The organism is Microbacterium sp. TW_SC_2, from assembly GCF_055361165.1.
The window spans coordinates 3233903-3257364 of record NZ_CM143952.1 but is presented as its reverse complement, the minus strand read 5'-3'; the positions used below and the strand labels follow the sequence as shown (position 1 = coordinate 3257364).

24 protein-coding genes are annotated in these 23462 nt (G+C 70.8%); 13 read left to right on the top strand and 11 right to left on the bottom strand.

All coding sequences use genetic code 11. The features are described 5' to 3' along the window. Position 1: 1 nt before the first annotated feature. The 4 genes from ACWA14_RS15815 to ACWA14_RS15800 all read right to left on the bottom strand — a co-directional run bounded on the left by ACWA14_RS15815 (position 2) and on the right by ACWA14_RS15800 (position 4573). Complete coding sequence (locus ACWA14_RS15815; RefSeq protein ID WP_463795363.1) at positions 2-1495, bottom strand: ABC transporter substrate-binding protein; 1494 nt, start codon at positions 1493-1495, stop codon at positions 2-4. Positions 1496-1523: 28 nt separating this feature from the next. Then, positions 1524-2219 carry a DUF1684 domain-containing protein gene (locus tag ACWA14_RS15810; RefSeq protein WP_463795362.1) on the bottom strand — a complete coding sequence of 232 codons (696 nt, stop codon included), beginning with the start codon at positions 2217-2219 and terminating at the stop codon, positions 1524-1526. Between the two features lie 279 nt (positions 2220-2498). Further along, the gene (locus ACWA14_RS15805) at positions 2499-3608 is read right to left on the bottom strand and encodes a hypothetical protein (protein WP_463795361.1); all 1110 of its coding nucleotides are present in this window, start codon (positions 3606-3608) and stop codon (positions 2499-2501) included. Next, a complete protein-coding gene (locus ACWA14_RS15800) occupies positions 3605-4573 on the bottom strand; it encodes a hypothetical protein (protein WP_463795360.1) in 969 nt (322 codons plus the stop codon). The genes ACWA14_RS15805 and ACWA14_RS15800 overlap by 4 nt, the downstream gene beginning before the upstream one ends. A gap of 60 nt (positions 4574-4633) precedes the next feature. On the opposite strand from ACWA14_RS15800, the gene ACWA14_RS15795 reads away from it, so the two are divergent. After that, positions 4634-4993 carry a hypothetical protein gene (locus ACWA14_RS15795; protein ID WP_463795359.1) on the top strand — a complete coding sequence of 120 codons (360 nt, stop codon included), beginning with the start codon at positions 4634-4636 and terminating at the stop codon, positions 4991-4993. A 21-nt stretch (positions 4994-5014) separates the two neighbouring features. On the opposite strand, the gene ACWA14_RS15790 is transcribed toward ACWA14_RS15795, so the two are convergent. Further along, on the bottom strand, positions 5015-5605 hold the full coding sequence (locus ACWA14_RS15790) for an Lrp/AsnC family transcriptional regulator (protein WP_463795358.1): 591 nt from the start codon (positions 5603-5605) through the stop codon (positions 5015-5017). A 151-nt stretch (positions 5606-5756) separates the two neighbouring features. Here ACWA14_RS15790 and ACWA14_RS15785 point away from each other — a divergent pair, with 151 nt between their 5' ends. Genes ACWA14_RS15785 through ACWA14_RS15765 form a run of 5 tightly spaced genes read left to right on the top strand, consistent with a single transcriptional unit; the run spans position 5757 to position 11021 of the window. Beyond that, positions 5757-7343, top strand: coding sequence for an ABC transporter substrate-binding protein (locus ACWA14_RS15785; protein ID WP_463795357.1), 1587 nt, complete (start codon positions 5757-5759; stop codon positions 7341-7343). 16 nt (positions 7344-7359) lie between these two features. After that, on the top strand, positions 7360-8421 hold the full coding sequence (locus ACWA14_RS15780) for an ABC transporter permease (RefSeq protein WP_463795356.1): 1062 nt from the start codon (positions 7360-7362) through the stop codon (positions 8419-8421). Then, positions 8418-9329 (top strand): ABC transporter permease, encoded by a 912-nt coding sequence (locus ACWA14_RS15775; protein ID WP_463795355.1) that lies wholly within the window; start codon positions 8418-8420, stop codon positions 9327-9329. The genes ACWA14_RS15780 and ACWA14_RS15775 overlap by 4 nt, the downstream gene beginning before the upstream one ends. Next, positions 9326-10189, top strand: coding sequence for an ABC transporter ATP-binding protein (locus ACWA14_RS15770; RefSeq protein ID WP_463795354.1), 864 nt, complete (start codon positions 9326-9328; stop codon positions 10187-10189). Before ACWA14_RS15775 ends, ACWA14_RS15770 begins: the two co-directional genes overlap by 4 nt. Next, the gene (locus ACWA14_RS15765) at positions 10182-11021 is read left to right on the top strand and encodes an ABC transporter ATP-binding protein (RefSeq protein ID WP_463795353.1); all 840 of its coding nucleotides are present in this window, start codon (positions 10182-10184) and stop codon (positions 11019-11021) included. Before ACWA14_RS15770 ends, ACWA14_RS15765 begins: the two co-directional genes overlap by 8 nt. 12 nt (positions 11022-11033) lie before the next feature. Here ACWA14_RS15765 and ACWA14_RS15760 read toward each other — a convergent pair whose 3' ends face one another. Genes ACWA14_RS15760 through ACWA14_RS15745 form a run of 4 tightly spaced genes read right to left on the bottom strand, consistent with a single transcriptional unit; the run spans position 11034 to position 15125 of the window. Next, the gene (locus ACWA14_RS15760; RefSeq protein WP_463795352.1) at positions 11034-11858 is read right to left on the bottom strand and encodes a galactosyltransferase-related protein; all 825 of its coding nucleotides are present in this window, start codon (positions 11856-11858) and stop codon (positions 11034-11036) included. After that, positions 11855-12868 (bottom strand): glycosyltransferase, encoded by a 1014-nt coding sequence (locus ACWA14_RS15755; RefSeq protein ID WP_463795351.1) that lies wholly within the window; start codon positions 12866-12868, stop codon positions 11855-11857. The genes ACWA14_RS15760 and ACWA14_RS15755 overlap by 4 nt, the downstream gene beginning before the upstream one ends. Continuing rightward, positions 12865-14007, bottom strand: coding sequence for a glycosyltransferase (locus ACWA14_RS15750; protein ID WP_463795350.1), 1143 nt, complete (start codon positions 14005-14007; stop codon positions 12865-12867). Before ACWA14_RS15750 ends, ACWA14_RS15755 begins: the two co-directional genes overlap by 4 nt. After that, positions 14004-15125 carry a glycosyltransferase gene (locus ACWA14_RS15745; RefSeq protein WP_463795349.1) on the bottom strand — a complete coding sequence of 374 codons (1122 nt, stop codon included), beginning with the start codon at positions 15123-15125 and terminating at the stop codon, positions 14004-14006. The genes ACWA14_RS15750 and ACWA14_RS15745 overlap by 4 nt, the downstream gene beginning before the upstream one ends. A 58-nt stretch (positions 15126-15183) precedes the next feature. Between ACWA14_RS15745 and ACWA14_RS15740 the strand changes: the two genes are divergently transcribed. From ACWA14_RS15740 to rplI, 7 genes are all read left to right on the top strand, one after another. Then, positions 15184-16113 carry a WcbI family polysaccharide biosynthesis putative acetyltransferase gene (locus ACWA14_RS15740; RefSeq protein ID WP_463795348.1) on the top strand — a complete coding sequence of 310 codons (930 nt, stop codon included), beginning with the start codon at positions 15184-15186 and terminating at the stop codon, positions 16111-16113. Then, positions 16110-17081: a hypothetical protein gene (locus tag ACWA14_RS15735; RefSeq protein WP_463795347.1), complete on the top strand. Its 972-nt coding sequence runs from the start codon at positions 16110-16112 to the stop codon at positions 17079-17081. The genes ACWA14_RS15740 and ACWA14_RS15735 overlap by 4 nt, the downstream gene beginning before the upstream one ends. Beyond that, positions 17078-18388 carry a glycosyltransferase family 2 protein gene (locus ACWA14_RS15730; RefSeq protein ID WP_463795346.1) on the top strand — a complete coding sequence of 437 codons (1311 nt, stop codon included), beginning with the start codon at positions 17078-17080 and terminating at the stop codon, positions 18386-18388. The genes ACWA14_RS15735 and ACWA14_RS15730 overlap by 4 nt, the downstream gene beginning before the upstream one ends. Positions 18389-18580: 192 nt before the next feature. Then, positions 18581-18949, top strand: a complete 369-nt coding sequence (rpsF, locus tag ACWA14_RS15725; protein WP_463795345.1) for a 30S ribosomal protein S6 — start codon at positions 18581-18583, stop codon at positions 18947-18949. A 5-nt stretch (positions 18950-18954) separates the two neighbouring features. Beyond that, positions 18955-19470, top strand: coding sequence for a single-stranded DNA-binding protein (locus ACWA14_RS15720; RefSeq protein WP_247628406.1), 516 nt, complete (start codon positions 18955-18957; stop codon positions 19468-19470). 68 nt (positions 19471-19538) lie between these two features. Beyond that, positions 19539-19793, top strand: a complete 255-nt coding sequence (gene rpsR, locus ACWA14_RS15715; RefSeq protein WP_017829850.1) for a 30S ribosomal protein S18 — start codon at positions 19539-19541, stop codon at positions 19791-19793. Positions 19794-19804: 11 nt separating this feature from the next. Further along, positions 19805-20257 (top strand): 50S ribosomal protein L9, encoded by a 453-nt coding sequence (rplI, locus tag ACWA14_RS15710; RefSeq protein ID WP_463795344.1) that lies wholly within the window; start codon positions 19805-19807, stop codon positions 20255-20257. 248 nt (positions 20258-20505) lie between these two features. Here rplI and ACWA14_RS15705 read toward each other — a convergent pair whose 3' ends face one another. Together ACWA14_RS15705 and ACWA14_RS15700 are read right to left on the bottom strand one after the other, a co-directional pair. Next, positions 20506-21927, bottom strand: coding sequence for a hypothetical protein (locus tag ACWA14_RS15705; protein WP_463795343.1), 1422 nt, complete (start codon positions 21925-21927; stop codon positions 20506-20508). 100 nt (positions 21928-22027) lie between these two features. Then, complete coding sequence (locus ACWA14_RS15700; RefSeq protein WP_463795342.1) at positions 22028-23023, bottom strand: hypothetical protein; 996 nt, start codon at positions 23021-23023, stop codon at positions 22028-22030. Positions 23024-23462: the final 439 nt, after the last annotated feature.

Genomic DNA, 23462 nt, shown 5'->3' with positions numbered 1-23462 from the left:
GTCAGGACTTGACGATGTCGTAGGCGAAGAACTGGGAGTTCAGGCCGTTGACCGGGTATCCGCTGAGGTCGCTGGAGGCGACCACGAGCTGCGGGTACAGGTACAACCATACGCTCGCGGCATCCTCGGCGATCTTCTCGTTGACCTGCTTCAGCAGCGCCGTCTGCTCGTCGGTCGTGGCGGCCTGCTCGGCCTCGGCGACCCACTGCTGGACCTGGGCGTCGTCGTAGCCCCAGTAGAAGTCGGGGTTGCCGTACCAGACCACGTCGCGGTCGTTCACGTGCTCCTGGAGCGTGGCCTCGAAGTCCTGCTCCTTGAAGACCTTCGTGTACCACTCGTCGGCGCTGATCGTGTTGATCTCGACCGTGATGCCGACCTCGGCGAGCTGCGACTGCAGGAACTCCGCCACCGCGGGGTGCGGGTCGTAGCTCGGGGTGTCGAGCGTGAAGGTGAACCCGTCCGCGTAGCCGGCCTGCGCGAGCAGGTCCTTCGACAGCTCGACGTCGTAGGGGTTCACCCCGGTGAGGTCTTCGTACCAGGGGTCGGTGGGCGGCACCATCGAGCCGATGAGCGTGCCGTAGTCGCCCCAGATCGACTCGAGGAGCTTCTCCCTGTCGATCGCGGAGTAGATCGCCTTGCGCACGAGCGCGTCGTCGAAGGGAGCGACGCGGTCGTTGAACGCGAGCAGCTCCTTCGTGGTCGAGGTGCCCTCGCTGATCACGTAGTCGTCATTGTCGAACTGGGGGAGCGAGTCGGGGCTCTGCACGCTGGTGATCACATCGATCTCCCCCGTGAGGAGCGCGTTGTTCTCGGCCGTCGCGTCGGTGAAGTACGTGTAGACGACCTCACCGTTCGTGGCGGGCTCGCCCCAGTAGTCGTCCCAGCGGCTGAGGGTCAGGGTCGAGCCCTTCTTCCACTCGTCGAGCGTGTACGGGCCCGTGCCGTCCTCCGTCGAGGTGATGTCGCCGGCCTCATCGTTGACGATCCAGACGTAGCTGAGGTTGTAGAGGAACGAGATCGAGCGCTGCGACAGCGTGAAGACGACCGTCTGGTCGTCGGGGGTGGCGATGTCGGCGATCGTCGCGAAGCTCGACTTGCGCGCGGAGACGGAGTCCTCGGCGGTGACGGCTTCGACGCTCGACTTCACGTCGGCGGAGGTGAGCGGGTCGCCGGAGTGGAAGGTCACATCGTCGCGCAGCGTGATCGTGTACGTGAGGCCGTCGTCCGACACCTGGGCGTCCTCCGCGAGCAGCGGCTCGACCTCGCCGTCGTCCGTCAGCCGGTACAGGCCCTCGTAGACGTTGCCGGTCAGCGCCTCGGTGACGCCCTGGCCGCCGCCCTGGGTGTTGCTGAGGTTGGTGGGCTCGTACAGCGACCCGATGAAGATCGTGGCGTCTTCACTCGCGGCGTCGTCGGTCGCCCCCGACGCGCAGCCGGCCACGAGGGCGAGCGTGGCGACGGCGCCGATGGCGCCCAGGATGCGGGTTCTTCTCATGAGTACTCCAGGGTGAGAGTGTGCGGCGTCACGCCGCGTAGATGTCGAAGCCGTCGTGGAAGACGACGTTCTTCTCGCCCGCTCGGATCGGCAGGGGGAAGCGGTTGGATGCCGGCGGCAGCGGGCAGTTGTACTGGGCGCTGAACCCGCACGGCGGCACGAAGGCCCGGTTGAAGTCGAGGACCACGGTGCCTTCGTCGTCGCGCAGCTCGACGAACAGGAAGCGCCCGGACCCGTAGGTCTCGGAGCCGTTCGTCTCGTCGCCGAACACGAGCAGCAGGGTGCCGCCGTCGTCGAAGGCCGCGAGCGTGTATTCGCGACCGTCGAGCTCGATGCGGATGTCGCCCGGCACCACGAGGTCGCGCGTGCCGCCGTTGTCGCGGATGTGCTCGAACGACACCCGGCGATCGCCGGCGACCGGGGTGAAGTGCCCCTCGAGCACCCAGGCCGGGTCGTACTCGTACGTGTCGATGCGGTCGAAGGAGCGGATGGCGGGGGCATCGGCGTCCCAGCGGCGCAGCCCGTGCTCGATCGCGCCGGTCTCGATGTCCGTGCGCTGGATCGGCGTCACGACCACGGTGTCGGCAGCGGCGCGCTGTTCGGCGTCGAGGTCGGGGCGCGCGCCCGTCCAGCGGGTCTCGACCAGCGCGAGGTTTCCGGTCGCCGACGTGACGGAGGCGCGGCGCTCGGCCCGCCAGGTGGTGTGATCTTCGTGTTCGGACATCGTCTTCCATTCTCTTGCATGCAGGAGCCGGTGGCGCCGGCGTCGTCACTCGGGGTAAAGAAGCTTCCGACCGCATGCGCGCGCATGGACGCAACGACATGCAACGTCGCCCGGCATACTCTTTCAGCAACGCTCTGCTGCGTCAGTCCCCAGCTGACCGCGAGCGCGACGGCTCAGCCGTCATGCAGAGGAAGAATCAGACCTTCCTCTGATCCCGAGGGGGGATGGGGTGGTTGTCGGTCCCCAAGCGACACCCACCCCCATTACCCTCCTGCGCGTCTAGGAGAACCGGCTCCAGAGCCAGAACAGGCCGAACCCGATCAGGAAGACGATCGGCACCCAGGTTCCGCTGCGCTTGAGGCGGCGTCCCTGCTTCGCGACGCCCGGTGGGGGAGTGAGCAGTCCGGCGGGCGGGGCGAACGGCAGCGGCGTCATCGACCCCGGAGCCGACGCGGTCACGGCGGCGTGCTCGGCGCGCAGCCGGTCGTCGCGCCACCGCGCCCACTGATCGAACTTCGTCATCAGGGCGCCCACCGCACCGAAGAGCCACGCCCACGACGCAGGGTCGAGGGTCGACACGCGGCGCTTGGTGTACAGGAACATCCAGTCGTCGACGATCTCGACGTCGAGCTGGGCGGCGTTGTCGATGAACCGCGCCATGATGTCGGGGGTGAACAGGTAGAGGGCGTCCTGCTCGTAGCCCTCCGGGCAGTAGAGCGTGAAGTGCTGGTCGAAATCGCCCTCGAGCGACAGCCGCTGCTCCTTGTGGAACGAGGCGGGCAGGTTCGACCGGAAGCCGTTGTTGCCGGTCGCGTCGAGCACGATGTTGGGCAGCGGGACGTCGAGCTTCACCGCGACATACCCCCAGCGGTACGTCGTGGAGCTCTTCCCCGCGCGCACCGTGTACTGGTAGTTGCCGAACTCGACGAAACGCGGACTGTAGCCGCGCAGCACATCCGTCGAGGCGCGCGAGGTGCCCAGACCGAAGATCATGCCGGGAAGGGCGGGCGCATCGACGCGCGGCTCGTAGACCATGCCGTTCGTCTGCGCGAAGCGGTGCAGGCGGTAGCGGGTCTCGCGCGTGCGACGCCACGCCATCCAGGCGATCACGACGGCGGCACCCACGCCCAGGATGATCAGCACGAGGGGGACCAGCGAGGCGCCGGGCACGCGCCCGAGCGTCGCGAAGCCGATCAGCACGGAGGCGAAGGTCGGGATGACGATCACGGCGGCGACCACCGCGACCACGATGCCGATGATCATGCCGACGGCGGAGCCCGAGGACCGCCGCGCGCGCACCTCGGCGGCGAACTCCCGCACGGCGGCGGGGTCGACCGGGCCGGTGAGCGGGGCGGCGTCGAAGGTGATCGGATGCTGGGGCGCGGTCATCGGTTGACCTCGTCGGCGTCCCACCCGAGGTCGGCGCCCTCGCGGATCGGCAGCGCCTCCACGCGTGCATCGGCGCAGATCGCCCGGATCAGCTCCGGGGACCCCGCGACGATCGTCGAGTCGTGGTCGACCTCGCTCACCACGACCCATGCGCGGTCGTCGGGCCAGAGGATGCTGGGGGACTGGGCCGAGGGCTCGAAGCCCCAGCCCTCGGCGACGCGGTCGCGCCAGGGGGCGCCCAGGATCCACGATTCGTCCGCGAAGGCGCGGGGCGGCGCCGAGAACAGCACGTGATCCCGCTGCGGGAGCGAGAGGCGCGGCCCCTCGGAGATCTCGCGGGAGAGGATGCCCTCCTGCCAGGTCGGCTTGCGGAAGACGTTGTTGAACGGATCGTGCGTGCTGCGGTCGAGCATCGCCCGGTGATGCGGGTCGTCATCGACGGCGAGGAACGAGCGCGACGGCGTGTGTCCGACGAAGCCGAGGAGACCGCCCCGCCCTTCCCAGAGCGCCGCGACTCCGGCATCCGGCGTGGTCGTGTGGGCCACCAGATGCGTGGCGAGCACCGCCAGCTGGACCGGATCGAGCTCACCCTCGGACGGCGCCTCGAACTCCCGGCCGTCGGGAGCGATGCGGGTGTGCCAGTCTCCGTCGACGGGCGTGCGGACCAGATGCTGCCACTGCGCGAGGGCGTGCATCGCGGTGCCGAAGGCGGCTGCGGCCTGCGCCCAGGTCGCGGGCGCGTCGACGAACAGGGCGAGGAGGCGCTGCTGCTCGTCGACCGGCAGCGTCTCCCACTCGGCGGGGGAGGGGACCGGCCGGTCCGGCAGCGAGCGCACGCTCGCCGGGTGGAACACCCGGGCGTAGGCGGGGTAGCCCCGGGGCACCACGCCGTGCATCGTCGCCATGTCGCCGTCGAGTCGTGCGCGCAGCCAATCGCCGACGCTCGGGTCCGAGATCCACTCCATGCGCTCACGCTACCGGGCGCCGCCGCCGACCCCGGCCCCGGCATCCCCCATAATCGAGGGGTGACTGCCACTGCGACGCTTCCCTCCCTCGACGGCCGCCGATTCGGGATGGTCTCGTCGACCACGTCGGCGGTCGACCCCGACGCCCCGAGCGTGTTCGAGTACTTCGAACGCGACGGCGCGATCTGGGGCGGATACGAGGGCGACACGGTGACCTTCGGTAAGTTCGTCGGCACGCGCACCGGTGACACGATCTGGGTGTCGTTCGTGCACGTGCTCGTCGCCGACGGCACGGTCGTCACGGGAGACGGCGAGAGCGAGATCGAGCTCACGGAGGACGGGCGCCTCCGTCTCGTCGAGCACTACGAGATGCACGGACTGCCGCAGCTCAGCGTGTGCGAGGAACTCTCCGCCCGCTGAGCCGGCGCACGACGCCTGCGCTCAGCGCGGGGGCAGGCTGTCGCGCCCGGGCGACGCCGGCGTCCACCGGGTCATGCCGAGCGGAGCTGTCTCGCCCGTGCGCTCCGGCAGATCGCCCGGCAGCAGGTACGGGCGACGGATCACCTCGTCGAGCACGACCACGCTGACCACCGTGCGCACCTCGGGCAGCTGCGCGATCACCCCCGTGGAGAACTCGTGCACGCCGCTGACGTCGACGGCGCGGATGAGCAGCATCGCGTCGTGCTCGCCGGTCGTGATCGCACACCATTCGACGTCGGGCATCTCGAGCACCCGGTCGCGGAACGACGCCCAGGCCTGGGGCAGCACCGTGACGAACACGAGAGCGCCGATCGAGAGCCCGGCCTTGCCCTGATCCACGCGGGCGCTGAAGCCCGTGATCACGCCGTCGTGCACGAGCGATTCGACCCGCGTGTAGGCGTTCGCGCGGGAGATCCCGACCTTGTCCGCGAGGGCGGCGATCGAGACGCGACCGTTATCGCGCAGCACTTCGAGGATTCTGTATGCCGTCTCATCCAAAGGAGTGGCACTTCGTCCAGAATGCTTCAGACCTTCGGCGTCCTTGCTGGACATATTGCTCCCCACGTCCGGTGATCTGGACAGACCCTGTCGATGATCTGCATCCTTGCTGGACACATCGTCGCATATGATGCGAATCTGATCACCGGTCGTCCACCTCGGAGCCGACCACACCCGAATGTACTCCTCGCCCTTGGAGGCCCTCATGTCGTCACGCCGCAGCACGTCAGCCATCGCGTTCGGAGCGGTCGCGCTCCTCGCGCTCGCCGGTTGCTCGGGAGGAAACTCCGCGAACAACGGCGACCAGGCCTCCGGTTCGGATTCGCTGGTCATCGACACCGCCTTCTCGATCGAGACCGCCGACCCTGGTCACACCTACGACCCGACCGGCAACATGATCGCGAAGGCTCTGTACGAGACCCTCGTCGACTTCGAGGGCTCCGACGTCTCGACCCCGGTGCCCGGTCTCGCTTCCTGGGAGCAGAACGAGGAGGCGACCGAGTTCACCTTCACGCTCGAGGGCGACCGCGTCTTCTCCGACGGCACGCCGATCGAGGCGAAGGACGTCGTCTTCACCCTCCAGCGCATCCAGGGCATGGTCGACGCGAAGCCGAACTTCCTGCTCGGCGGCCTCACCATCACCGAGGTCGACGACAAGACGATCTCGATCGTCTCCGAGACCCCGCTGCTGCAGCTGCCCGCGATCCTCGCCAACCCGGCGCTGGGCATCGTCAACTCCGACGTCGTGATCGAGAACGGCGGCGCGACCGACGGCACCGACTCGGCGCAGGCGTTCCTCGACGGCGAATCCGCCGGCTCCGGTCCCTTCGTCCTCGACACGCTGGACCTCAGCTCGCAGGTCGTGCTCACCGGCAACGAGGAGTACGACGGCGACGAGGAGTCGGCCTACTCGCGCGTCGTCGTGCGCAACGTCTCCGAGAGTGCCACGCAGCTCGCGAACCTCAAGGGCGGCGACTCGATGGTCGCGATGGACCTCAACGGCGACCAGGTCGCGGGTCTCGGCGACGGACTCCAGGTCGAGTCGGTCCCCTCCGGCCAGACCATCTTCCTGCTGCTCAACCAGTCGGAGGCCGTCGCGGGCGAGCTCGCGAACGTGAAGATCGCCGAGGCGATCCGCTACGCCCTCGACTACGACTCCCTGCTGGAGCTCGCCGGCGCCGGCGCCGAGCAGGCCACCGGCGTCATCCCGCCCGGATTCGAGGGCGCGCTCGACACGGGTGTGGAGCAGGACCTCGACCGGTCGAAGGCCGCGCTCGCGGAGGCCGGCTACACGGGTCAGACCCTGAAGCTGCAGTTCCCCAACGACTACCCGGTCGGCGGCGTGGAGTTCACCCCGCTCGCCGAGCGCGTGCAGGCGCAGCTCGAGGATGCCGGCATCGCGGTCGAACTCGCCCCGGCGCCGTTCGCCACCGAGCTCGACGCCTACGTCGCCGGCACCGAGGGCTTCGGTCTCTGGTTCTGGGGTCCGGACTACGCGGACTCGGCGAACTTCCTTCCCTTCGGCCCCGGACTCAAGGTCGGCCTCCGCGCCGGTTGGGAAGCCGACGCCGACCCGGCGATCGCCGCCATCGCGGCCGACGCCGCCGCTGGTACCGATTCGGCCGCTCGCACGTCCGCCTTCACCGCCTTCGCCGAGGCGATGCAGGAGAAGGGCCCGTTCGTCCCGCTGATCGTCCCCGGCCGCAACATCGCGACCGCGGATGCCGTCTCCGGCGCCGTGTACAACTCGGTGTGGGAGATGGACATCGCCGAGATCGCCCCGGCCGGCTGAGCGGGGCACTCCTCTCATGACGACTGTGGCGGTGCGGAGGCAGGCGCAACGGCGCCGGTCTCCGCTGATCGGATACCTGCTGCGGCGGGCCGGCACCTCCCTGCTCCTGCTGGTGGGCGTGACGATCGTCACGTTCCTGCTCACCAACCTGGTGCCGGGAGACCCGGTCTCGGCCGCGCTCGGTGAGGGCGCGTCGCAGAACCCGGAGACGCGGGCGGCCTTCATCCGTGAGCAGGGTCTCGATCAGCCGCTGTTCGTGCAGTACTTCATCTATATGGGGAACCTGCTGCGCGGGGACCTCGGCACGTCGCTGGTGACCGGTCGCGCGGTCACCAGCGACCTCGCCACCGCGGTGCCGGCGACGATCGAGATCGCGATCGGTGCGATCATCCTCAGCCTCGTCGTCAGCATCGTGCTCGGCACGCTCGCCGCCTATCGCCGCGGACTCGTCACGGACCAGGTGATCCGTGTCGTGACGCTCGTGGGGCTGAGCGTCCCGACGTTCTGGCTCGCCCTGGTCAGCTTCTACGTCTTCTTCCTCGAACTGCGCATCGCCCCCGGGTCGGGCCGTATCTCCCCCGCGATCACTCCGCCCCCGCGCGTGACGGGCCTGTACACGGTCGACTACCTGCTCGACGGCGACAGCGTCGGCTTCCTCGACGCCCTCGCCCACCTCGCCCTGCCGGTGATGGTGCTCTCACTCGTGACCATCGGCCTGCTCACACGCTTCACCCGCACCTCCGTGCTCGAGGTGCTCGACAGCGACTACGTGCGGGCGGCGCGCGCCAAGGGTCTCCCGGCGATGCGTGTGATCCTCGACTACGTGCTGCGCGGCGCCTCGCTGCCGATCCTCACGGTCGTCGGCGTGGCCTTCGGGGCCCTGCTCTCGGGCACCGTGCTGGTCGAGTCGGTGTTCGCCTGGCCCGGACTGGGAACCTACGCCTACAACTCGGCCGCCAACCTCGACCTCCCCGGCATCATGGGCGTCGGGCTCGTGGTCGGGCTCATCTATCTCCTCATCAACTTCGTCGTCGATCTGCTCTACGGCGTCCTCGACCCGAGAGTGAGGATCGCATGAGCCGCATCGCCGCCGCATCCCCCGCCGGGCGCTTCCGGTTCCGCTGGCCCCGCGCCTGGCGCACCCCCCTCGGCATCATCGGCACCGTGATCGCCGGCGCCTGGATCCTCGTCGCTTTCACGGCGCAGTGGTGGGTGCCCTTCGGCCCCAACGCGCAGGTGCTGCCCCGCCTGCAACCGCCCGGCATCGACACGCTGCTGGGCACCGACGGCAACGGGCGCGACATCTTCTCGCGGCTGATGACCGGCGCGACCGTGAGCCTCCCGCTCGCGCTCATGCTCGTGATCGCCGCGCTGATCATCGGCACCGTGGTCGGCGCCCTCGCCGGATACTTCGGCGGCTGGCTCGACGAGACGCTCATGCGCATCACCGACCTCTTCATGGCGTTCCCGACCGTGATCCTCGCGATGGTCGTGGCCGCCTCCCTCGGCCCCTCGCTGTTCAACGCCGTGATCGCCGCGATCGTCGTGTCGTGGCCGCAGTACTCGCGCGTGACGCGCAGCATCGTGCTCAGCCTGCGCGGGCAGAACTACGTGATCGCCGGGCGGCTGCTCGGGCACTCGCCGGCGCGCACGCTGTTCGTCGACATCCTCCCGAACATCGCCGGTCCCGTGCTCGTGCTCGCGACGCTCGACATCGGTGCCGCCATCCTGCTCCTGTCCGGACTCTCCTTCCTCGGCCTCGGGGCCCAGCCGCCGACCGCCGAATGGGGATCGATGATCTCCGGGGCGATGCAGAACTTCGACGCGTGGTGGCTCGGCGTCTTCCCCGGACTCGCGATCCTCACGGTCGTGCTGGCGTTCAACTTCCTGGGTGACGCGATGCGCGACGTGCTCGACCCGACGGCCGAGATGGCCCACGACAAGCAGGCCGACCACCAGGCGTCCGCGACGGGGGTGCCCGCATGAGCGCCACCTCGCGCACGACGGCCGGAGCCCCGACCCTGAGCATCCGCGACCTGACGATCGACATCGGCCGTCCCCTCGTGACCGGTGTCTCGCTCGACCTCCAGGCCGGGCGCATCCACGGCCTGGCCGGGGAATCCGGATCCGGCAAGACGCTGACCTCGCTGGCCGTGCTCGGACTCCTGCCGCGGCAGGCCCGCACGGGCGGATCGATCTCGCTCGCGGGGGAGGAGCTCCTCGGCCTCGGCCGACGCGCGCTCAACCGCGTCCGCGGGAAGCGGATCGCGATGATCTTCCAGGACCCGTCGGCGTCGCTGCACCCGCAGCTTCCCGTCGGCCGCCAGCTCACGGACCACATGCGCGTGCACCTCGGCCTCACGGGCGCCGCCGCCAGGGAACGCGCGGTCGAGCTGCTCACCACCGTGCAGGTGCCGAACCCCGCCGAGGCGCTGCGGCGCTACCCGCACCAGTTCTCCGGCGGTCAGCGTCAGCGCATCGCGATCGCGTGCGCCCTGGCCTGCGACCCCGAGGTGCTCCTCGCCGACGAGCCGACCACCGCGCTCGACGTCACCGTGCAGGCCGGCATCCTGCAGCTGCTGCGCGATCTCGCGATCGAGCGGAACCTCGCGGTGCTGCTCGTGACCCACGATCTCGGCGTGATGAGCGCGATCGCCGACGAGGTCGCCGTGATGAAGGACGGGAAGATCGTGGAGCGGGCCGACCGCGCCACCCTGTTCCGGTCGCCGCAGCACGAGTACACCCGCACGCTGCTCGCGGCTCTCCCCGGCTCACGCCTGGAGGAGGCGGCGGATGCCGTGGACCCCGAGTTCCCCGCCGACGATCGAGGAGGCTCCCATGAGTGAGGTCGCCGTCCTCGACGCGCAGGACATCGTGGTGCGCTACCCGGGCAGTCCACCGGTCGTGGCCGTGGACGGGGTGTCGCTCCGCGTCGCCCCGGGCGAGACCGTCGCGCTCGTCGGCGAGTCGGGCAGCGGCAAGTCCAGCCTGGCGCGCGCCGTCGTCGGCATCGAGAAGACCGCCGGGGGCACGGTCCTGTTCCGCGATGCACCCGTGTCGCCCCTCGGCATCCGTCGTCGCTCCATCGCGCTCACCGGCATCCAGATGGTGTTCCAGGATCCGTCGACCTCGCTCAATCCGCGGCGCCGCGTGGGCGACCAGATCGCCGACGGCATCGCGACCGCGCGCGCCCGGGGCGCCGCCGGGTCGACCGTCGAGGAGTGGCTCGAGCGCGTCGGGCTGCCCGCGCAGGTGAAGACCCGGTTCCCGCACCAGTTCTCCGGCGGACAGAAGCAGCGCATCGCGATCGCCCGGGCGCTCGCCGCCCGGCCCTCGCTCCTCGTCGCGGACGAACCGATCTCGGCCCTCGACGCCTCGACGCAGACCAGCGTGGCGGGTCTCATGCGTGATCTCGTCGCCGAGGCCGGTGCCGGGATGCTGTTCATCTCGCACGACCTCGCGGTGGTGCGCCGCATCGCCGACCGCACCTTCGTGATGTTCGGCGGGCGGGTGCTCGAGTCGGGGCCGACGGATCGCGTGTGGGCCGAGCCGCAGCATCCGTACACGCGCGCCCTGCTCGCCGCGATCCCGGAGCCGGACGGCCGAGGGCGCATCCCGATCGCCCCCTCGGTCGGGGATCGGGTCCTCTGGTCGGAGATCCCCCCGGTCCTGAACTAGCGGGTCGTCGGTCTACGCCGGTGGCACCCGCCGGTAGCCGCCGGCATGCTCCTCCACCGCGCCGCCCGCCACGAACGCGTCGATCCAGCCGCCCATCGGCCACTCGCCCCACCGCTCGGCGAAGAGGGCGCCGTTGCGCAGGATGTCGTCGAGATGACGCCAGGGCGGAGAGCCGGCCGGATGCCACTGGTGATACGAGTGCGCACCGCCGACCCACTGCAGGCCGACGCCGGCCGCGCGCGCCCGGCGCCCGAGATCGGTGTCCTCCGCCCCGTATCCCTCGTAGGCCTCGTCGAAGCCGCCGATCCGATGCCAGGTGGCCGGGGTCACCGCGAACGAGAGCGACCAGAACAGATCGAACTCGGTGTCGGATGCCGCGACCACCGTGCCGTCCGCGGGGTGCGGCCGCACCGGGTGCGGTCGGGTGAGCGCCTCGAGGTCGTCGAGCGTCGACGGTCGCTGCACGCTCTCGAGGTAGGTCACCGGTCCGCACAGCAGATCATCCGGCGCCCGCCGCGCGGCGTCGACATAACGCGCCAGCAGTCGGGGTCCGGGGAGGCAGTCGACGTCGAGGAACAGCAACAGGTCGACGTCGTGCTCGAGTGCGAGACGCGCGGCCGCATTGCGGGCGGCCCCCACGCGCATGCCGAAGCGCCCGGGTGGCACATGCACGACCGGTATCGCCGCGACGGAGGGCGGCGCCTCCTCGTCGAGCCACGCCTCGATGCGCACGACCTCCACCCCCTCGGCCGGCACCTCGCGGAGGAACCGGCGCTGGCGATGCAGGTGCGCCAGGCGGTTCTCGGATGCCGGGGTGATGACGGCCACGCGGATCATGAGGCGACCTCGGCGATCGCGGTCGCGGCGCGCGCGGCGGCGCCGGCCACCCGCCATCCGTCCCAGCGCGGGGTGGACGCCGCGGCACGACGCACGAGCTTCCGCAGCTCCTCGGGGGTCACGTCGGCGGTGGCGGTCTGCGCGAATCCCTGGGCGCCGAGCACGCGACCGGTGTCCTCCTGCTCGCCGAACGGGCGCTCCTGGGCGATCACGACGGCGCGGGCGTCGGCCGCCGCGAGGTCCGCGACACCGTTCTGCCCTGCCGCGCTCACGACCACCGTGGCGCGACACAGCAGCGGCCACACGTCGTCGACCCGGTCGTCGTCGCGCGCGCCGGCGGTGTCGACGACCCAGCCGTCCGCCTCGAGCAGCGCGATGCTGCGGGCGAGACGGCGCTCGTCGAGCGTGCGGCTGAGGAACAGCACGCGTCGCGCGTCCGGATCCGGCCCGGTGTCCCGGGTCCGGCCGTCGTAGCGGGAGATCGCGCCCACGCGGCGGACCTGCGCGTCACGACCCGCGAGCTCGGCCGCCTCGATCGTGTCGCTCGCCCATGGTGCCAGGATGCGATCGGCGATGTCGTAGCCCAGCCGGTGCGGCGCGTCGGTGCGCTCGCCGGGTTGGGCGAACACGATCGTCGGCACGCCGAGCAGGCGCGCGAGCACCGTGACCTCCACGCTCACATCGACCACGAACGCCGTGACGGGGTGCTGCGCGATCCACTGCGCCATCGTCGCGAGACGCTCCTGGTGTCCCGGGTGTCCGACGGGCGCCCAGTGCAGCGCGCCTCCGGCCGTGACGTCGCCCCCCTCCTCCGCCGCGCGCGGCATGCCGTCGCGGCCCACGACGGGGTCGGCGTCGGCGGGCAGGCGCACCCAGGTCGTCCGCGGGTCGAGGGCGTCGGGCCGCGGGAGGCTCGAGAACACGGTCACGTCGTCGTCGAGGTGCGGCCGGATCGCCTGCATCCGGGTCACATGCCCCCACCCGTGGTGGTGCACGTACCAGCCGATCATGCGCCGACCGCCTCGGCCACGGCGCGGCTCGCGCCCGCCGACCCGGACGCCGAGACCGCGAGGACGCGCTCGATCTCGCGATGACGCTGGGCGAGCGAGTAGCGCGCAGCGGTCGCCGCCCGCACGCGGTCGCGCGCCCCGGCGTCGGCGGAGCGCGCGGCCAGGGCCGTGGCCGCCCGTGCCAGGGCCGCGACATCACCGGCGGGAACGATCGCCGTGCCGGGGATGCCGGCCAGCACCTCGCTCGTGCCGCCCGCGTCGAACGCCGCGACAGGGGTGCCCGTCATCAGGGCCTCGGCCATCACGAGCCCGAACGGCTCCGACCACACGGGAGTCACGAGGGCGACCGATGCCGCTCCCACGACCTCGGCGAGCTCCGGTTGCCGAAGGGCGCCGAGGTACTCGATGTCGCCCCCGAGCAGCGGTGCGACCTCGCGGGCGAAGTAGGCGGCATCACCCACGCGGCCGGCGAGCCGGAGGGATGCCCCGGCGTGCCGGGCCGCGAGGATCGCCAGGTGCGGCGCCTTCTCCGGGACGATCCGCCCCGACCAGACCCAGCCGCCGCCGCCCGAGCCGCGCCTCCACTGGGTCGTGTCGACGCCGTTGGAGAAGACGAAGGCATCGACGCCCTCGGCCGACCAGGCGCGGGCCGTGTACTGGCTCACCGCGAGGAAACGGTGCGGAGACGTTCCGTGCAGGGCCTTCGAGGCGATCACGAGCTCCGGCAGCGGCGGGGTGTGCAGCGTCGTGACGACCGGCACCCCGATGTCGCGGCTCCACAGGATCGGATCGCCGTGCAGGCTGTGATTGTCGACGACATCGACGCGTGTCGCGGGAGCGTCGAGCAGATCCCGCACCCGGGCGAACGCGGCGGAGAGGTGCCGTCGATGGCCCTCCGGGAAGTGCGTGTCGGAGGCATCGCGCGGGTGCTGCCACCGGGGTGTCGGCAGGTGCAGCTCGGTGTCCGGCCCGAGGAAGTCCGAGCCGTGCGCGGCGCAGAGCCGCACGTCATGACCCCGTCGGCGCAACCAGCGGACCCGATTCCAGACCACGGCCTCCAGACCGCCGGCGTGCGGTTGGCGCAGGGCATGCCGCTCCGGTGCCACCACGAGGATGCGCAACCGCTCGGCGGCGGTCACGCGCGCACCTCCGCCAGGGCTGCGGTGTACAGCCGCACATGCGCGTCGCGGACCGCGTCGCGGTGCGCGAGCCGGTCGATCCGTCGTGCGCGCACCAGGTCGGAGCGCGACGAGGGGGCGGCGGCGAGGACCTGCTGCACCGCGTCGGACAGGGTGTGCGGCTCGTCGAGGTCGATGATGTGGAAGTCGTGCGGATGCTGTGCCGCGATGTGGCCGACATCCGCTCCCGCGACGGGCACCCCGAGATCGTGGCAGAGCTCCACCCAGCCCGAGTGCGTGCCGTGACGGTAGGGCAGGAGGAACAGGTCGAGCTCGCCGAGCCACGACTCGATCTCGGCATCGGTCAGATGCGGGGTCCTGCGGACATGCACGGAGGGGTGAGCCGAGGCGGCAGCGATCACGCGCGCCGCCGCCTGATCGTCGCGGACGCGCTCGCTCATCAGCACGTCGAACTCCACCGGGGTCCCGGCATCGGCGAGCAGCTCCGCCGCGCGGGCGGCGACAGCCACGCCCTCCTCGGCGGCGATGTTCGGGCGGAGATCACGCAGGGCGATCCCGATCCGGATGCCCCCGTCCTGCCGGTGTCCGATGGTCGCATCGCTCTCGAGCAGGGTGGGGTGGGTGAGCACCCGGCTCTCGCGGTGCCAGCGCTGCGCGATCTCGGCCGCGGCTGCCGCGGTGAGGGTGACGAGCTGATCGGCGGCGGGGATGATCACGTCGAGCAGCGCCCGGTACGGCTCCTGGTCGACGAGCTGCGGGTTGTCCAGATCATGCACCGTGTAGACGATCGGCCGGCCGAGTCGCCGCGCCGTCGCCAGGGCTTCTCCGAGCGCATCCGGCGACAGCGATTCCAGCCCGAAGTGCACGTGCAGCACGTCGTAGTCCGCCGCGTGGCCGTCGAGCCACTGCGGGGTCAACGCCACCGGCGGCCACCATTGCGTCGCCGGTGCGCCGGGAACGGGAGGGTCCGGCAGCACGCGCACCCGCTGCGGGTGCGCGATGGAGCGGACATAGGGGTGGGCGGCGGGAATCGAGGCGACGCGGATCGGGTCGGGTGCGGTGTGGATGTGGTTCTCCTGGGCGTGACGGACCACCGTGGATGCGGGTGGCACGATCACGAGGGCGCTGCGATGCGAGGGGGGAAGAGCAGAGATGCAGAAGGTATACGTTCGAATCATGAGCCATCGAGACGAACTCGGCACGGCCGTTGCGCCGGACGGGTCGCCGGTGCTAGCGCGGCGCCGCCATTACTCCGAATTCTTCGGCCTCGCGCCCCTGCCCGACCGTTTCGGCGTCGTCCTCGGCAACTGCCAGGCCGAGTCGCTGCGCCTGGTGATGGATGCGCCGGAGCGTCGGTTCGTGCGAGTCCCGCCGGTGTTCGAGCTGGACGCGGCCGACACCGCGCGCCTGCACGAGCTCGTCGGAGCGGCCGAGATCGTGGTGAGTCAGCCCATCCGCGATGACTACCGCGACCTGCCGCTCGGCACACGACAGATCGCGGCGGTCTCCGACGCGCGGATGCTGACCGTGCCTCCGGTCCGCTTCGGGGGACTGCACCCGTACCAGGCGGCCATCCGTGTGCCCGGCGTGGAGGGCGACCCGCCGATCGTCGCGTATCACGATGTCCGGACCCTGGCGAAGGCGGCCGGGCTCTCCTCGGCCGCCGCGCTGCCCCCGGAGGCGGTGCGCGCCGTCGGGCAGATGTCGATCGACACCCTGCGGGCTCGCGAGGTGACCGCCGACGTGCGGGTGTCCGACCTCTTCGACACCGTGACGGCGGATCACGCGCGCACGATCAACCACCCCGGCAACGCGGTGTGGCTGCCGCTCGCCGCCCGGGTGCTCGACGCCCTCGGTCTCGACGGCGGTCCGATCGACCCCGGTCGCCCCCTGCTCGACGCGGTGCAGGCGCCGCTCGGGCGTGAGGTCGTCGACGCCTGGTCGCTCACAGTCGAGCCGCGCGAGCACTGGCTCGTGGAGGGCGTGGCGGTCGACGATGCCGCGGTGCGCGCCGCACACCTCGACTGGTACGCCGCCCACCCGGCGTTCGTGGCCGCGGCCGTGGAGCGTCTCGCGCCGCTGCTGTCGATCTGGCGGGCGGCATGAGCGTCCGGCCCCTGCTGCTCGTCCACCCCGGAACGCACGGCGTCGCCGTCTATGAACGGGAGGTGGCGGCTGCCGTGCGCGCCGGGCATCCGTCCGTTCAGACCGTGGAGCCGGCCTTTCTCGACGCGGCCCCTCCCGAAGCCCCGGTGCACGTCCACTTCACCGACCGGCTCTGGGCGGACTCGCCGGAGGACGCTGCCCGGGCGTTCGTCGCGCTCGCCGCACGCCGACCGGTGAGCGTCACCCTGCACGACCTGCCGCAGCCGTCGGATGGAGAGCGCAATCTGCCGCGTCGGCGCGCGGCGTACGCGGCCGTCGCCGCGGCTGCCCGAGGGGTCGTCGTCAACAGCGCGCACGAGATCGCTCTGCTGCGCGAGGAGGACGTGTGGTCCGGCGCGGCGGTGAGCATCCCGCTGCCGGTCGCGCTGCACGAGGTCGTCCGACCGGTCGAGCCGGACGGCTCCGTCGGCGTGCTCGGCTACTTCTATCCCGGCAAGGGGCATGACGAGGCCGCGCTCGCCGCCGCGGCAGCGGGCATCTCTCGCCTGACGGTTCTCGGCCGCGCCTCCGAAGGGCACGCCGCCGATCTCGAGGCGTTCGTGCGTCGGGCGGCGGCCGCCGGTGTCGACGTCGAGGTGACCGGCTGGCTCGACGACGAGGAGATCGCTCGTCGAGGTCGGGCCGTGTCGGTACCGGTGATCGCGCACCAGCACGTCTCGGCATCCGGATCCCTGGCCTCGTGGATCAGCTGGGGGCGGCGCCCGGTGGCGGTGCGCAACCGCTACTTCGACGAGATGGCGGCACTTCGCCCGGGCACTCTGCTCACGGTCGACGGAGCGCAGCTCGCCGGTGCCGTGCGCGATGCCGCGGAGCATCCGGACACGACCTGGCACGGGCTGTCCCGGCTGCCGATGTCGTGGCCCGAGGTGGTCGACGCCTACACGCGCTGGTGGGACGGGCTGCCATGACGACCCTGCGTCCGTGGGTCATTGGCAACCGATGGGACGAGCTCGACGGGATCGTTCCGGAACGACTGCCGACGGTGTCGGTGATCGTCGCCCACTACGACCAGCCCGCGGAACTCGCGCGGGTGCTGCAGGCGCTGGCCGCCCAGGACTATCCGCGGGATCTCCTCGAGATCGTGGTGGCCGATGACGGCTCTCCGGGCGAGGTCGTCGTGCCCGACGACGTGATCCTCGTGCGTCAGAGCGACCACGGCTTCCGACTGGCCGCCGTCCGCAATCTCGGCGTGCGGGCGAGCAGCGGCGAGGTGCTGTGCTTCCTGGATGCCGACACCGCCCCGGAGCCCCGCTACGTCCGAGCCCTCACCCGGCTTCCGGCCCTGCTTCCCGAGGCTGTCACCGTCGGTCGTCGTCGGCATGCCGACTTCACCGGGGTCGCGACGGATGTGCCGGTGACCGTCGCGGCGGCCGGACGCGAGCTGCCCGAGCCGGGGTGGCTCACCGAGGAGTACCGGCGCAGTCGCGATCTGCGCGATGCCGACGACCGGTCCTACCGTTTCGTGATCGGCGCGGTCATCGCCTGCTCGCGTCGACTCTTCGACGAGGTCGGCGGCTTCGACGAGTCCTTCACGGGCTACGGCGGAGAGGACTGGGAGTGGGCGCACCGCATGTGGCAGGCGGGCGCGGTGCTCGCTCATGTGCCGGACGCGGTCGCCTGGCACGACGGCCCGGAGTGGTCGGCGCGTGACGGCTCGGGGATCACGCGGGCGAACGCGCAGACCATGCGCCTCGTCTCGGCGATCCCGGTGACCGGCTCCGCACCGCGCGCACTCCGCTCGGACGCGCACGACCTGATCGTCCGGCTGCGCGGGGAGCACACGCCCGAGGCGCTGTTCGTCGCGGCCGATTCGGTCCTGTCGGCCTTCCCTCGGGCGCGGGTCCACCTGGATGTCGAGGCGGATACCGGGGCTCTCCCGCTCGACCCCCGCATCGTGGTCGGGGGTGCCGACGGCGACGCGCGGGTGATCTGGGAGCTGGAGCGCCCGATCGTCGTGCTCGAACCGCGCGCGATCGCCGAGCTGGTCACGACGCTCGGAACGGGAGACGTCGGCAGCGCCGACCTGGTGGCCGCTGACGGCTCCGGGCTCGGCGTGCTGCGGTCTCGGCGAGCCGTGCGCCGTGCCGCCCGCTGGGGCACGGGCGAGGGGTTCGCGACCGCCCGGGTGTCCGTCATCGGCGTCCACCCGCTACGTGCGGATCCGCGCGTCGAGGCGTGGGTCGGCGGGTGGGGCGGCCCCGACCAGTTCTGCTGAGGCGGAGGAGCCTCGGCGCCCGGGCGCGCGGCGCTCGGGCGCCGTCGTTCGCCAGGCGGCCTGCACTGCGCTAGACTGGGCAGGTTGTCTGCCTACCGGCATCCATTCGGATGCTTCGGGCCGACACGTTCACACACCCTCCTGCTTCCGGGAAAGCCCCGGAAGCCGTTCTAGTCCGAAGGAGGTGGGTAAGTGACGCACCAGTACGAACTCATGGTCATTCTGACCCCCGAGATCGACGAGCGCCAGGTCGCCCCGACGCTCGACAAGTTCCTGAAGGTCATCACCAACGATGGTGGCTCGATTGACAAGGTCGACATCTGGGGTAAGCGCCGTCTGGCATACGAGATCCAGAAGAAGACCGAGGGCATCTACGCCGTCGTCAACTTCACCGCGACCAGCGAGGCCACCCAGGAGCTCGACCGTCTGCTCAAGCTGAACGAGCAGATCATGCGCACCAAGGTGCTGCGGTCGGAAGAGGCTCAGGCGATGGTCATCGCCGAGGCGAAGCGCTCCGACGAGAAGGCAGCCCGCAAGGCCGCCAAGGCTGCGAAGGCCTAAGTCTCATGGCCGGCGAAACCGTCATCACCGTGGTGGGCAACCTCACGGCCGATCCCGAGCTGCGCTACACGCAGAACGGGCTGCCGGTGGCGAACTTCACCATCGCATCCACGCCGCGCAACTTCGACCGTGCCGCGAATGAGTGGAAGGACGGCGACGCGCTGTTCCTCCGTGCATCCGTCTGGCGCGAGTTCGCAGAGCACGTGGCAGGTTCGCTGACGAAGGGCATGCGCGTCATCGCGCAGGGCCGTCTGCGCCAGCGCTCCTACCAGGACCGCGAGGGCAACCAGCGCACGGCGATCGAGCTGGAGGTCGACGAGATCGGCCCCTCGCTCCGGTACGCCACCGCGCAGGTCACCCGCGCTGCCTCGAACGGTGGTGCCGGCGGTGCCGGTGGTGCCGGCGGCGGGCAGTCTCGTCCCGCACAGGTGTCGGAGGAGCCGTGGTCGACCCCCGGCTCGTCGACCAGTGCAGATGCCTGGAGCACTCCGGGCAGCTTCGGCGACGACACCCCGTTCTGAAAATCTCTCCGGATCCGGTCCCTGAGCTCGTCTCGGGCTCCGCATCCGCTCATCACTAAGGAAAAACCATGGCTGGAAAGTCGAGCGGCGACCGCCGCAAGCCGCGGAAGGGTGGCAAGCCCACCGCTCCCGCGAAGTCCATCCGGGTCGGAGTCATCGATTACAAGGATGTCGCCACCCTCCGCAAGTTCGTCTCGGAGCGCGGGAAGATCCGCGCCCGTCGTATCACCGGTGTCTCGGTGCAGGAGCAGCGTCTGATCGCCACGGCGATCAAGAACGCGCGCGAAATGGCGCTCCTGCCCTACGCTGGCGCCGGCCGGTAAGGGGTATCGAGATGGCAAAGCTGATTCTCACGAACGAGGTCGCAGGGCTGGGTAGCGCTGGAGACGTCGTCGAGGTCAAGAACGGGTACGCCCGTAACTTCCTCATCCCGCAGGGCTTCGCTACGGCGTGGACCCGCGGTGGCGAAAAGCAGGTCGCATCGATCCAGGCCGCGCGTCAGGCACGCGCGATCCACGATCGTGACGACGCTGTCGCACTCAAGGACGCCCTCGAGGGCACCAAGGTGCGCCTCACGGTCAAGGCCGGCAAGGAGGGTCGTCTCTTCGGCTCGGTCAAGACCGACCACGTCGCGGATGCTGTCGCGGCTGCCGGTCTCGGTGCGATCGACAAACGCAAGGTGCACATCACCTCGCCGATCAAGACGACGGGTGACCACGAGGCCACCGTTCGTCTGCACGACGACGTGACCGCGGTCATCACGCTGCAGGTCGTCGCCGCCAAGTAATTCCGTCGACGGGCTCTCGAGTCCGCCGCGGTGCGAACGCCCTCTGTCCTCCGGGACAGGGGGCGTTCGACGTTTCCGGCGTCCCCCGGTCCGGCTTCACCGTCGCCCGAGCGCGCGGCGGATGCCCCGGGGTGCCGTGCACCTCGGGGCATCCGCGATTCGCGGGGGCGTCGATCACCGACCGCCCTCCGCACCGGCGGGTGCAGGGTCTCCTCCCCCGAGGACTCCCGCACCGGCCGGGATCGTGGCTACGTCGTCACGCGACGGCGCAGCAGGCCGGCTCCGATCGCGAGGAGGAATGCCGCGATCAGCGCGAGGCCGAGTGTCGGCGCCCCGCCCGTCATCGCGAGACCCTCCGCGGCTCCGGCGACCACAGCCCCGCCGGACATCGTGCCGGCGGCTGCGGTGGCGTCACCGGTGCCGGGGTCCGTTCCCGGGTCGGTGCCGGGGTCGGTGCCGGGGTCCGTTCCCGGGTCCGTGCCGGGGTCGGTGCCGGGGTCCGTTCCCGGGTCCGTTCCGGGGTCGGTGCCCGGGTCGGTTCCGGGGTCGGTGCCCGGGTCGGTTCCGGTGTTCGTTCCCGGCGTGGTCACCGTGCTGTCCCCGATCACGGAGACGGCGTTGCCGCCGAGCGTGATCGGGAGCGAGATCGGTGTCACGACCTGGGTGCCGCCGAGGATGCTGTCCGCACCGCTGGTGTCACCGCTGGTGTCCGCCGGGGTGGCGGGAGCGGTGGTCGGCGTCATACCGGTGGTGGTGCTGTCTCCGAGGACGGAGATGGCGTTGCCGGTGGCGGTGAGGGGGGCGGTGACGGGGGCCACGACCTGGGTGCCGCCGAGGACGCTGTCCTCGCCGTCGGTGCGCGAGCCCGTGGTGCCGCTGGTGTCCGCCTCGGTGGCGGGAGCGGTGGTGGGCGTCATACCGGTGGTGATGCTGTCTCCGACGACCGAGACGGCGTTGCCGCCGACGGTGATCGGCAGCGAGATCGGAGCCACGACCTGGGTGCCGCCGAGGACGCTGTCCGTTCCGCTGGTACCCGCCTCCGTAGCGGGAGCGGTCGTCGAAGGCGCGACCGCATCCGCCGGGGGAGTGCCGGCCGTGTGGGAATCTCCGACGACCGAGATGGCGTTGTCCGTCACGGTGACGGGAACGTCGAGCTGCACGAGCCCCTGGGTGCCGGAGAGCAGCCCGTCGATGCCGTTCGTGCGCACCGCCGGTGCCTCCGGAGCCGGAGCGACTGGAGCGGACGTCGTGTCGGAGGTCGTGCTCGCACTGTCGCCGACCACGCTGATGGCGTTGCCGGTGACGGTCACGGGCACCACGACCTCGATGACGGCCTGGGATCCCGAGCCGACGCTTGAGTCACCGCTGGTGTCGGGCACCGGCGGCTGCTTCACGGGCGATGACGGCTCCGGCGCTGTCGCGGGCGCCGGTGCCGGCGCGGGTGCCGGTGCGGGTGCGGGTGCCGGTGCGGTCACCGACGAGTCGCCCAGCAGGGAGACCGCGTTGTCCACGATCGTCAGGGGAGCGGTCACCTCCGACACGATCTGGGTGCCCGAGAGCAACCCCTCGTCACCGGTTGTCTCTGCCGCGTTCGCGGCTGTCGCGCCGAGCAGGGTGACCCCGCCGGCGAGGAGCGTGCCCCACAGGGCCCGCTTGAGGAAAGTACGCATGATTCTTCTCCTTGAAGGAATGGTTGTCTGGATGGGTGCGCGCGATCGAGTGCGCGCGCAGCAAAGCATCTGTCGTCGGGAACGACGACGGGACAACCGGTCAGTCAGGAGAGACGTCGGTGTCGCCCACCCGCGACGTCGGAACGACGTCATCGGATGCGCGGGGCTCCCGCTGCGTGGCGGGAGAGGGGAAGACTCCGGCGTCGCTGAAGAGCGCCGGGAAGATCGAAGAGCTTCCGCCGGTGCCGGCGGAGGACGAGGAGGGGGTGGACGGCGCCACGGGAGGCCATCCCGAGGGGTGTGGCGGCCCGCCGCTCCGCGAGTACTCCGCGGAGGCCGACGTCACGGAGCCTGCCGGTGCGGCGGAGAGGAGGGCCGGGGCGGCAGCTGCCCGCGATGCGCGCGGGTCGGAGGAGGAGAGCGCGGTGCTCAGGACGGGCGGTGCGGACACGTCACCCGTCAGGGTGCCGTCCGTGCCGTCGGGGGGAGTATCCGTGCCGGTGTCGTCGGTATCCGGAACGTCGGTCACCGGAGCGACGACGTCGGGGATGACGGTTCCGATGACCGCCGTCGTGTCGTCCACCGCGTCGATGACCGTCTCGACGATGTCGATCACGCCCAGATCGCCGACGAGGTCACCCACGACGGGGATCTCGGTGACGACATCGATCACGGGCTGCGTGACGGATGTCAGCGGGGAATCGGTCAGGACATCCACGACGGGGGTGGTCACCGTGTCGACCGTCTCGGAGACCGTCTCCACGACGGGAGTCGTCACGGTTCCGACCACCGGCACCGGAGCCACCGTCTCGACGACCGTGTCGACCGCGGGCGGCGGTGTCTGCGTGACGGGGGCGACCACGGTCTCGACGATCGGAGCCACCACATCGGCGACCACGGGAGCGAGGGGATCGGTGATGTCGGAGACCGTTCCGCCGACGAGCGAGGTGAGGGAATCGAGCGCGTTGTCGTCGCCGTCGTCGGCGTGGGCAGAGCCCCCACCGAGCACGACGGTGAGGCCCGCCCAGACCGCCACACCCAGGGCGCCCCAGAGGATGCCGGCAGGCATGCCGCGTCGGATCACTCCCTCGTTCACGTCCACCTCCCCCTCCGAAGGCAACGGATACCGATGCTGTTGCATCGGTGGGGGCGAGGTTACTCGCGCCGGGTGCCGGTGTCCAGGGGGGCGGGGTGAACACAGCCCTGGAAGGCGGCGAGCGGCGGCGTCGAAGGCATGCTCTTCCGACGTGACGCGCCCGGCGTTGCGCTGGCTTGACTTTCCCCAGGTTCTGCACATGCCACACCGTTTCGGGAAACCTTCAACGACGGATTGAAGTCGTTTCCCATCCACAGGCTGGGGACGAAGGAAATACCTGATCAACCGGCATAAAAAAGTTCGCCCCACAAGTCATCCACGGAGTTATGCACAGGGGTTCTGCACAGACTCTCCGAGTTTGTCCGCACGCTCTCCACAAGGTTATCCACAGGCTGTGTTGCATGGGGATAACGCCGCTCGTACCGTGGACCAGCGACCG

Bases quoted from the DNA above. Each gene is read 5' to 3' on its own strand.
- ACWA14_RS15815 (WP_463795363.1), bottom strand. From the start codon at position 1,495: ATGAGAAGAACCCGCATCCTGGGCGCCATCGGCGCCGTCGCCACGCTC.
- ACWA14_RS15810 (WP_463795362.1), bottom strand. From the start codon at position 2,219: ATGTCCGAACACGAAGATCACACCACCTGGCGGGCCGAGCGCCGCGCC.
- ACWA14_RS15805 (WP_463795361.1), bottom strand. From the start codon at position 3,608: ATGACCGCGCCCCAGCATCCGATCACCTTCGACGCCGCCCCGCTCACC.
- ACWA14_RS15800 (WP_463795360.1), bottom strand. From the start codon at position 4,573: ATGGAGTGGATCTCGGACCCGAGCGTCGGCGATTGGCTGCGCGCACGA.
- ACWA14_RS15790 (WP_463795358.1), bottom strand. From the start codon at position 5,605: ATGTCCAGCAAGGACGCCGAAGGTCTGAAGCATTCTGGACGAAGTGCC.
- ACWA14_RS15785 (WP_463795357.1), top strand. From the start codon at position 5,757: ATGTCGTCACGCCGCAGCACGTCAGCCATCGCGTTCGGAGCGGTCGCG.
- ACWA14_RS15780 (WP_463795356.1), top strand. From the start codon at position 7,360: ATGACGACTGTGGCGGTGCGGAGGCAGGCGCAACGGCGCCGGTCTCCG.
- ACWA14_RS15775 (WP_463795355.1), top strand. From the start codon at position 8,418: ATGAGCCGCATCGCCGCCGCATCCCCCGCCGGGCGCTTCCGGTTCCGC.
- ACWA14_RS15770 (WP_463795354.1), top strand. From the start codon at position 9,326: ATGAGCGCCACCTCGCGCACGACGGCCGGAGCCCCGACCCTGAGCATC.
- ACWA14_RS15765 (WP_463795353.1), top strand. From the start codon at position 10,182: ATGAGTGAGGTCGCCGTCCTCGACGCGCAGGACATCGTGGTGCGCTAC.
- ACWA14_RS15760 (WP_463795352.1), bottom strand. From the start codon at position 11,858: ATGATCCGCGTGGCCGTCATCACCCCGGCATCCGAGAACCGCCTGGCG.
- ACWA14_RS15755 (WP_463795351.1), bottom strand. From the start codon at position 12,868: ATGATCGGCTGGTACGTGCACCACCACGGGTGGGGGCATGTGACCCGG.
- ACWA14_RS15740 (WP_463795348.1), top strand. From the start codon at position 15,184: ATGAGCCATCGAGACGAACTCGGCACGGCCGTTGCGCCGGACGGGTCG.
- ACWA14_RS15735 (WP_463795347.1), top strand. From the start codon at position 16,110: ATGAGCGTCCGGCCCCTGCTGCTCGTCCACCCCGGAACGCACGGCGTC.
- ACWA14_RS15730 (WP_463795346.1), top strand. From the start codon at position 17,078: ATGACGACCCTGCGTCCGTGGGTCATTGGCAACCGATGGGACGAGCTC.
- ACWA14_RS15720 (WP_247628406.1), top strand. From the start codon at position 18,955: ATGGCCGGCGAAACCGTCATCACCGTGGTGGGCAACCTCACGGCCGAT.
- rpsR (WP_017829850.1), top strand. From the start codon at position 19,539: ATGGCTGGAAAGTCGAGCGGCGACCGCCGCAAGCCGCGGAAGGGTGGC.
- rplI (WP_463795344.1), top strand. From the start codon at position 19,805: ATGGCAAAGCTGATTCTCACGAACGAGGTCGCAGGGCTGGGTAGCGCT.
- ACWA14_RS15705 (WP_463795343.1), bottom strand. From the start codon at position 21,927: ATGCGTACTTTCCTCAAGCGGGCCCTGTGGGGCACGCTCCTCGCCGGC.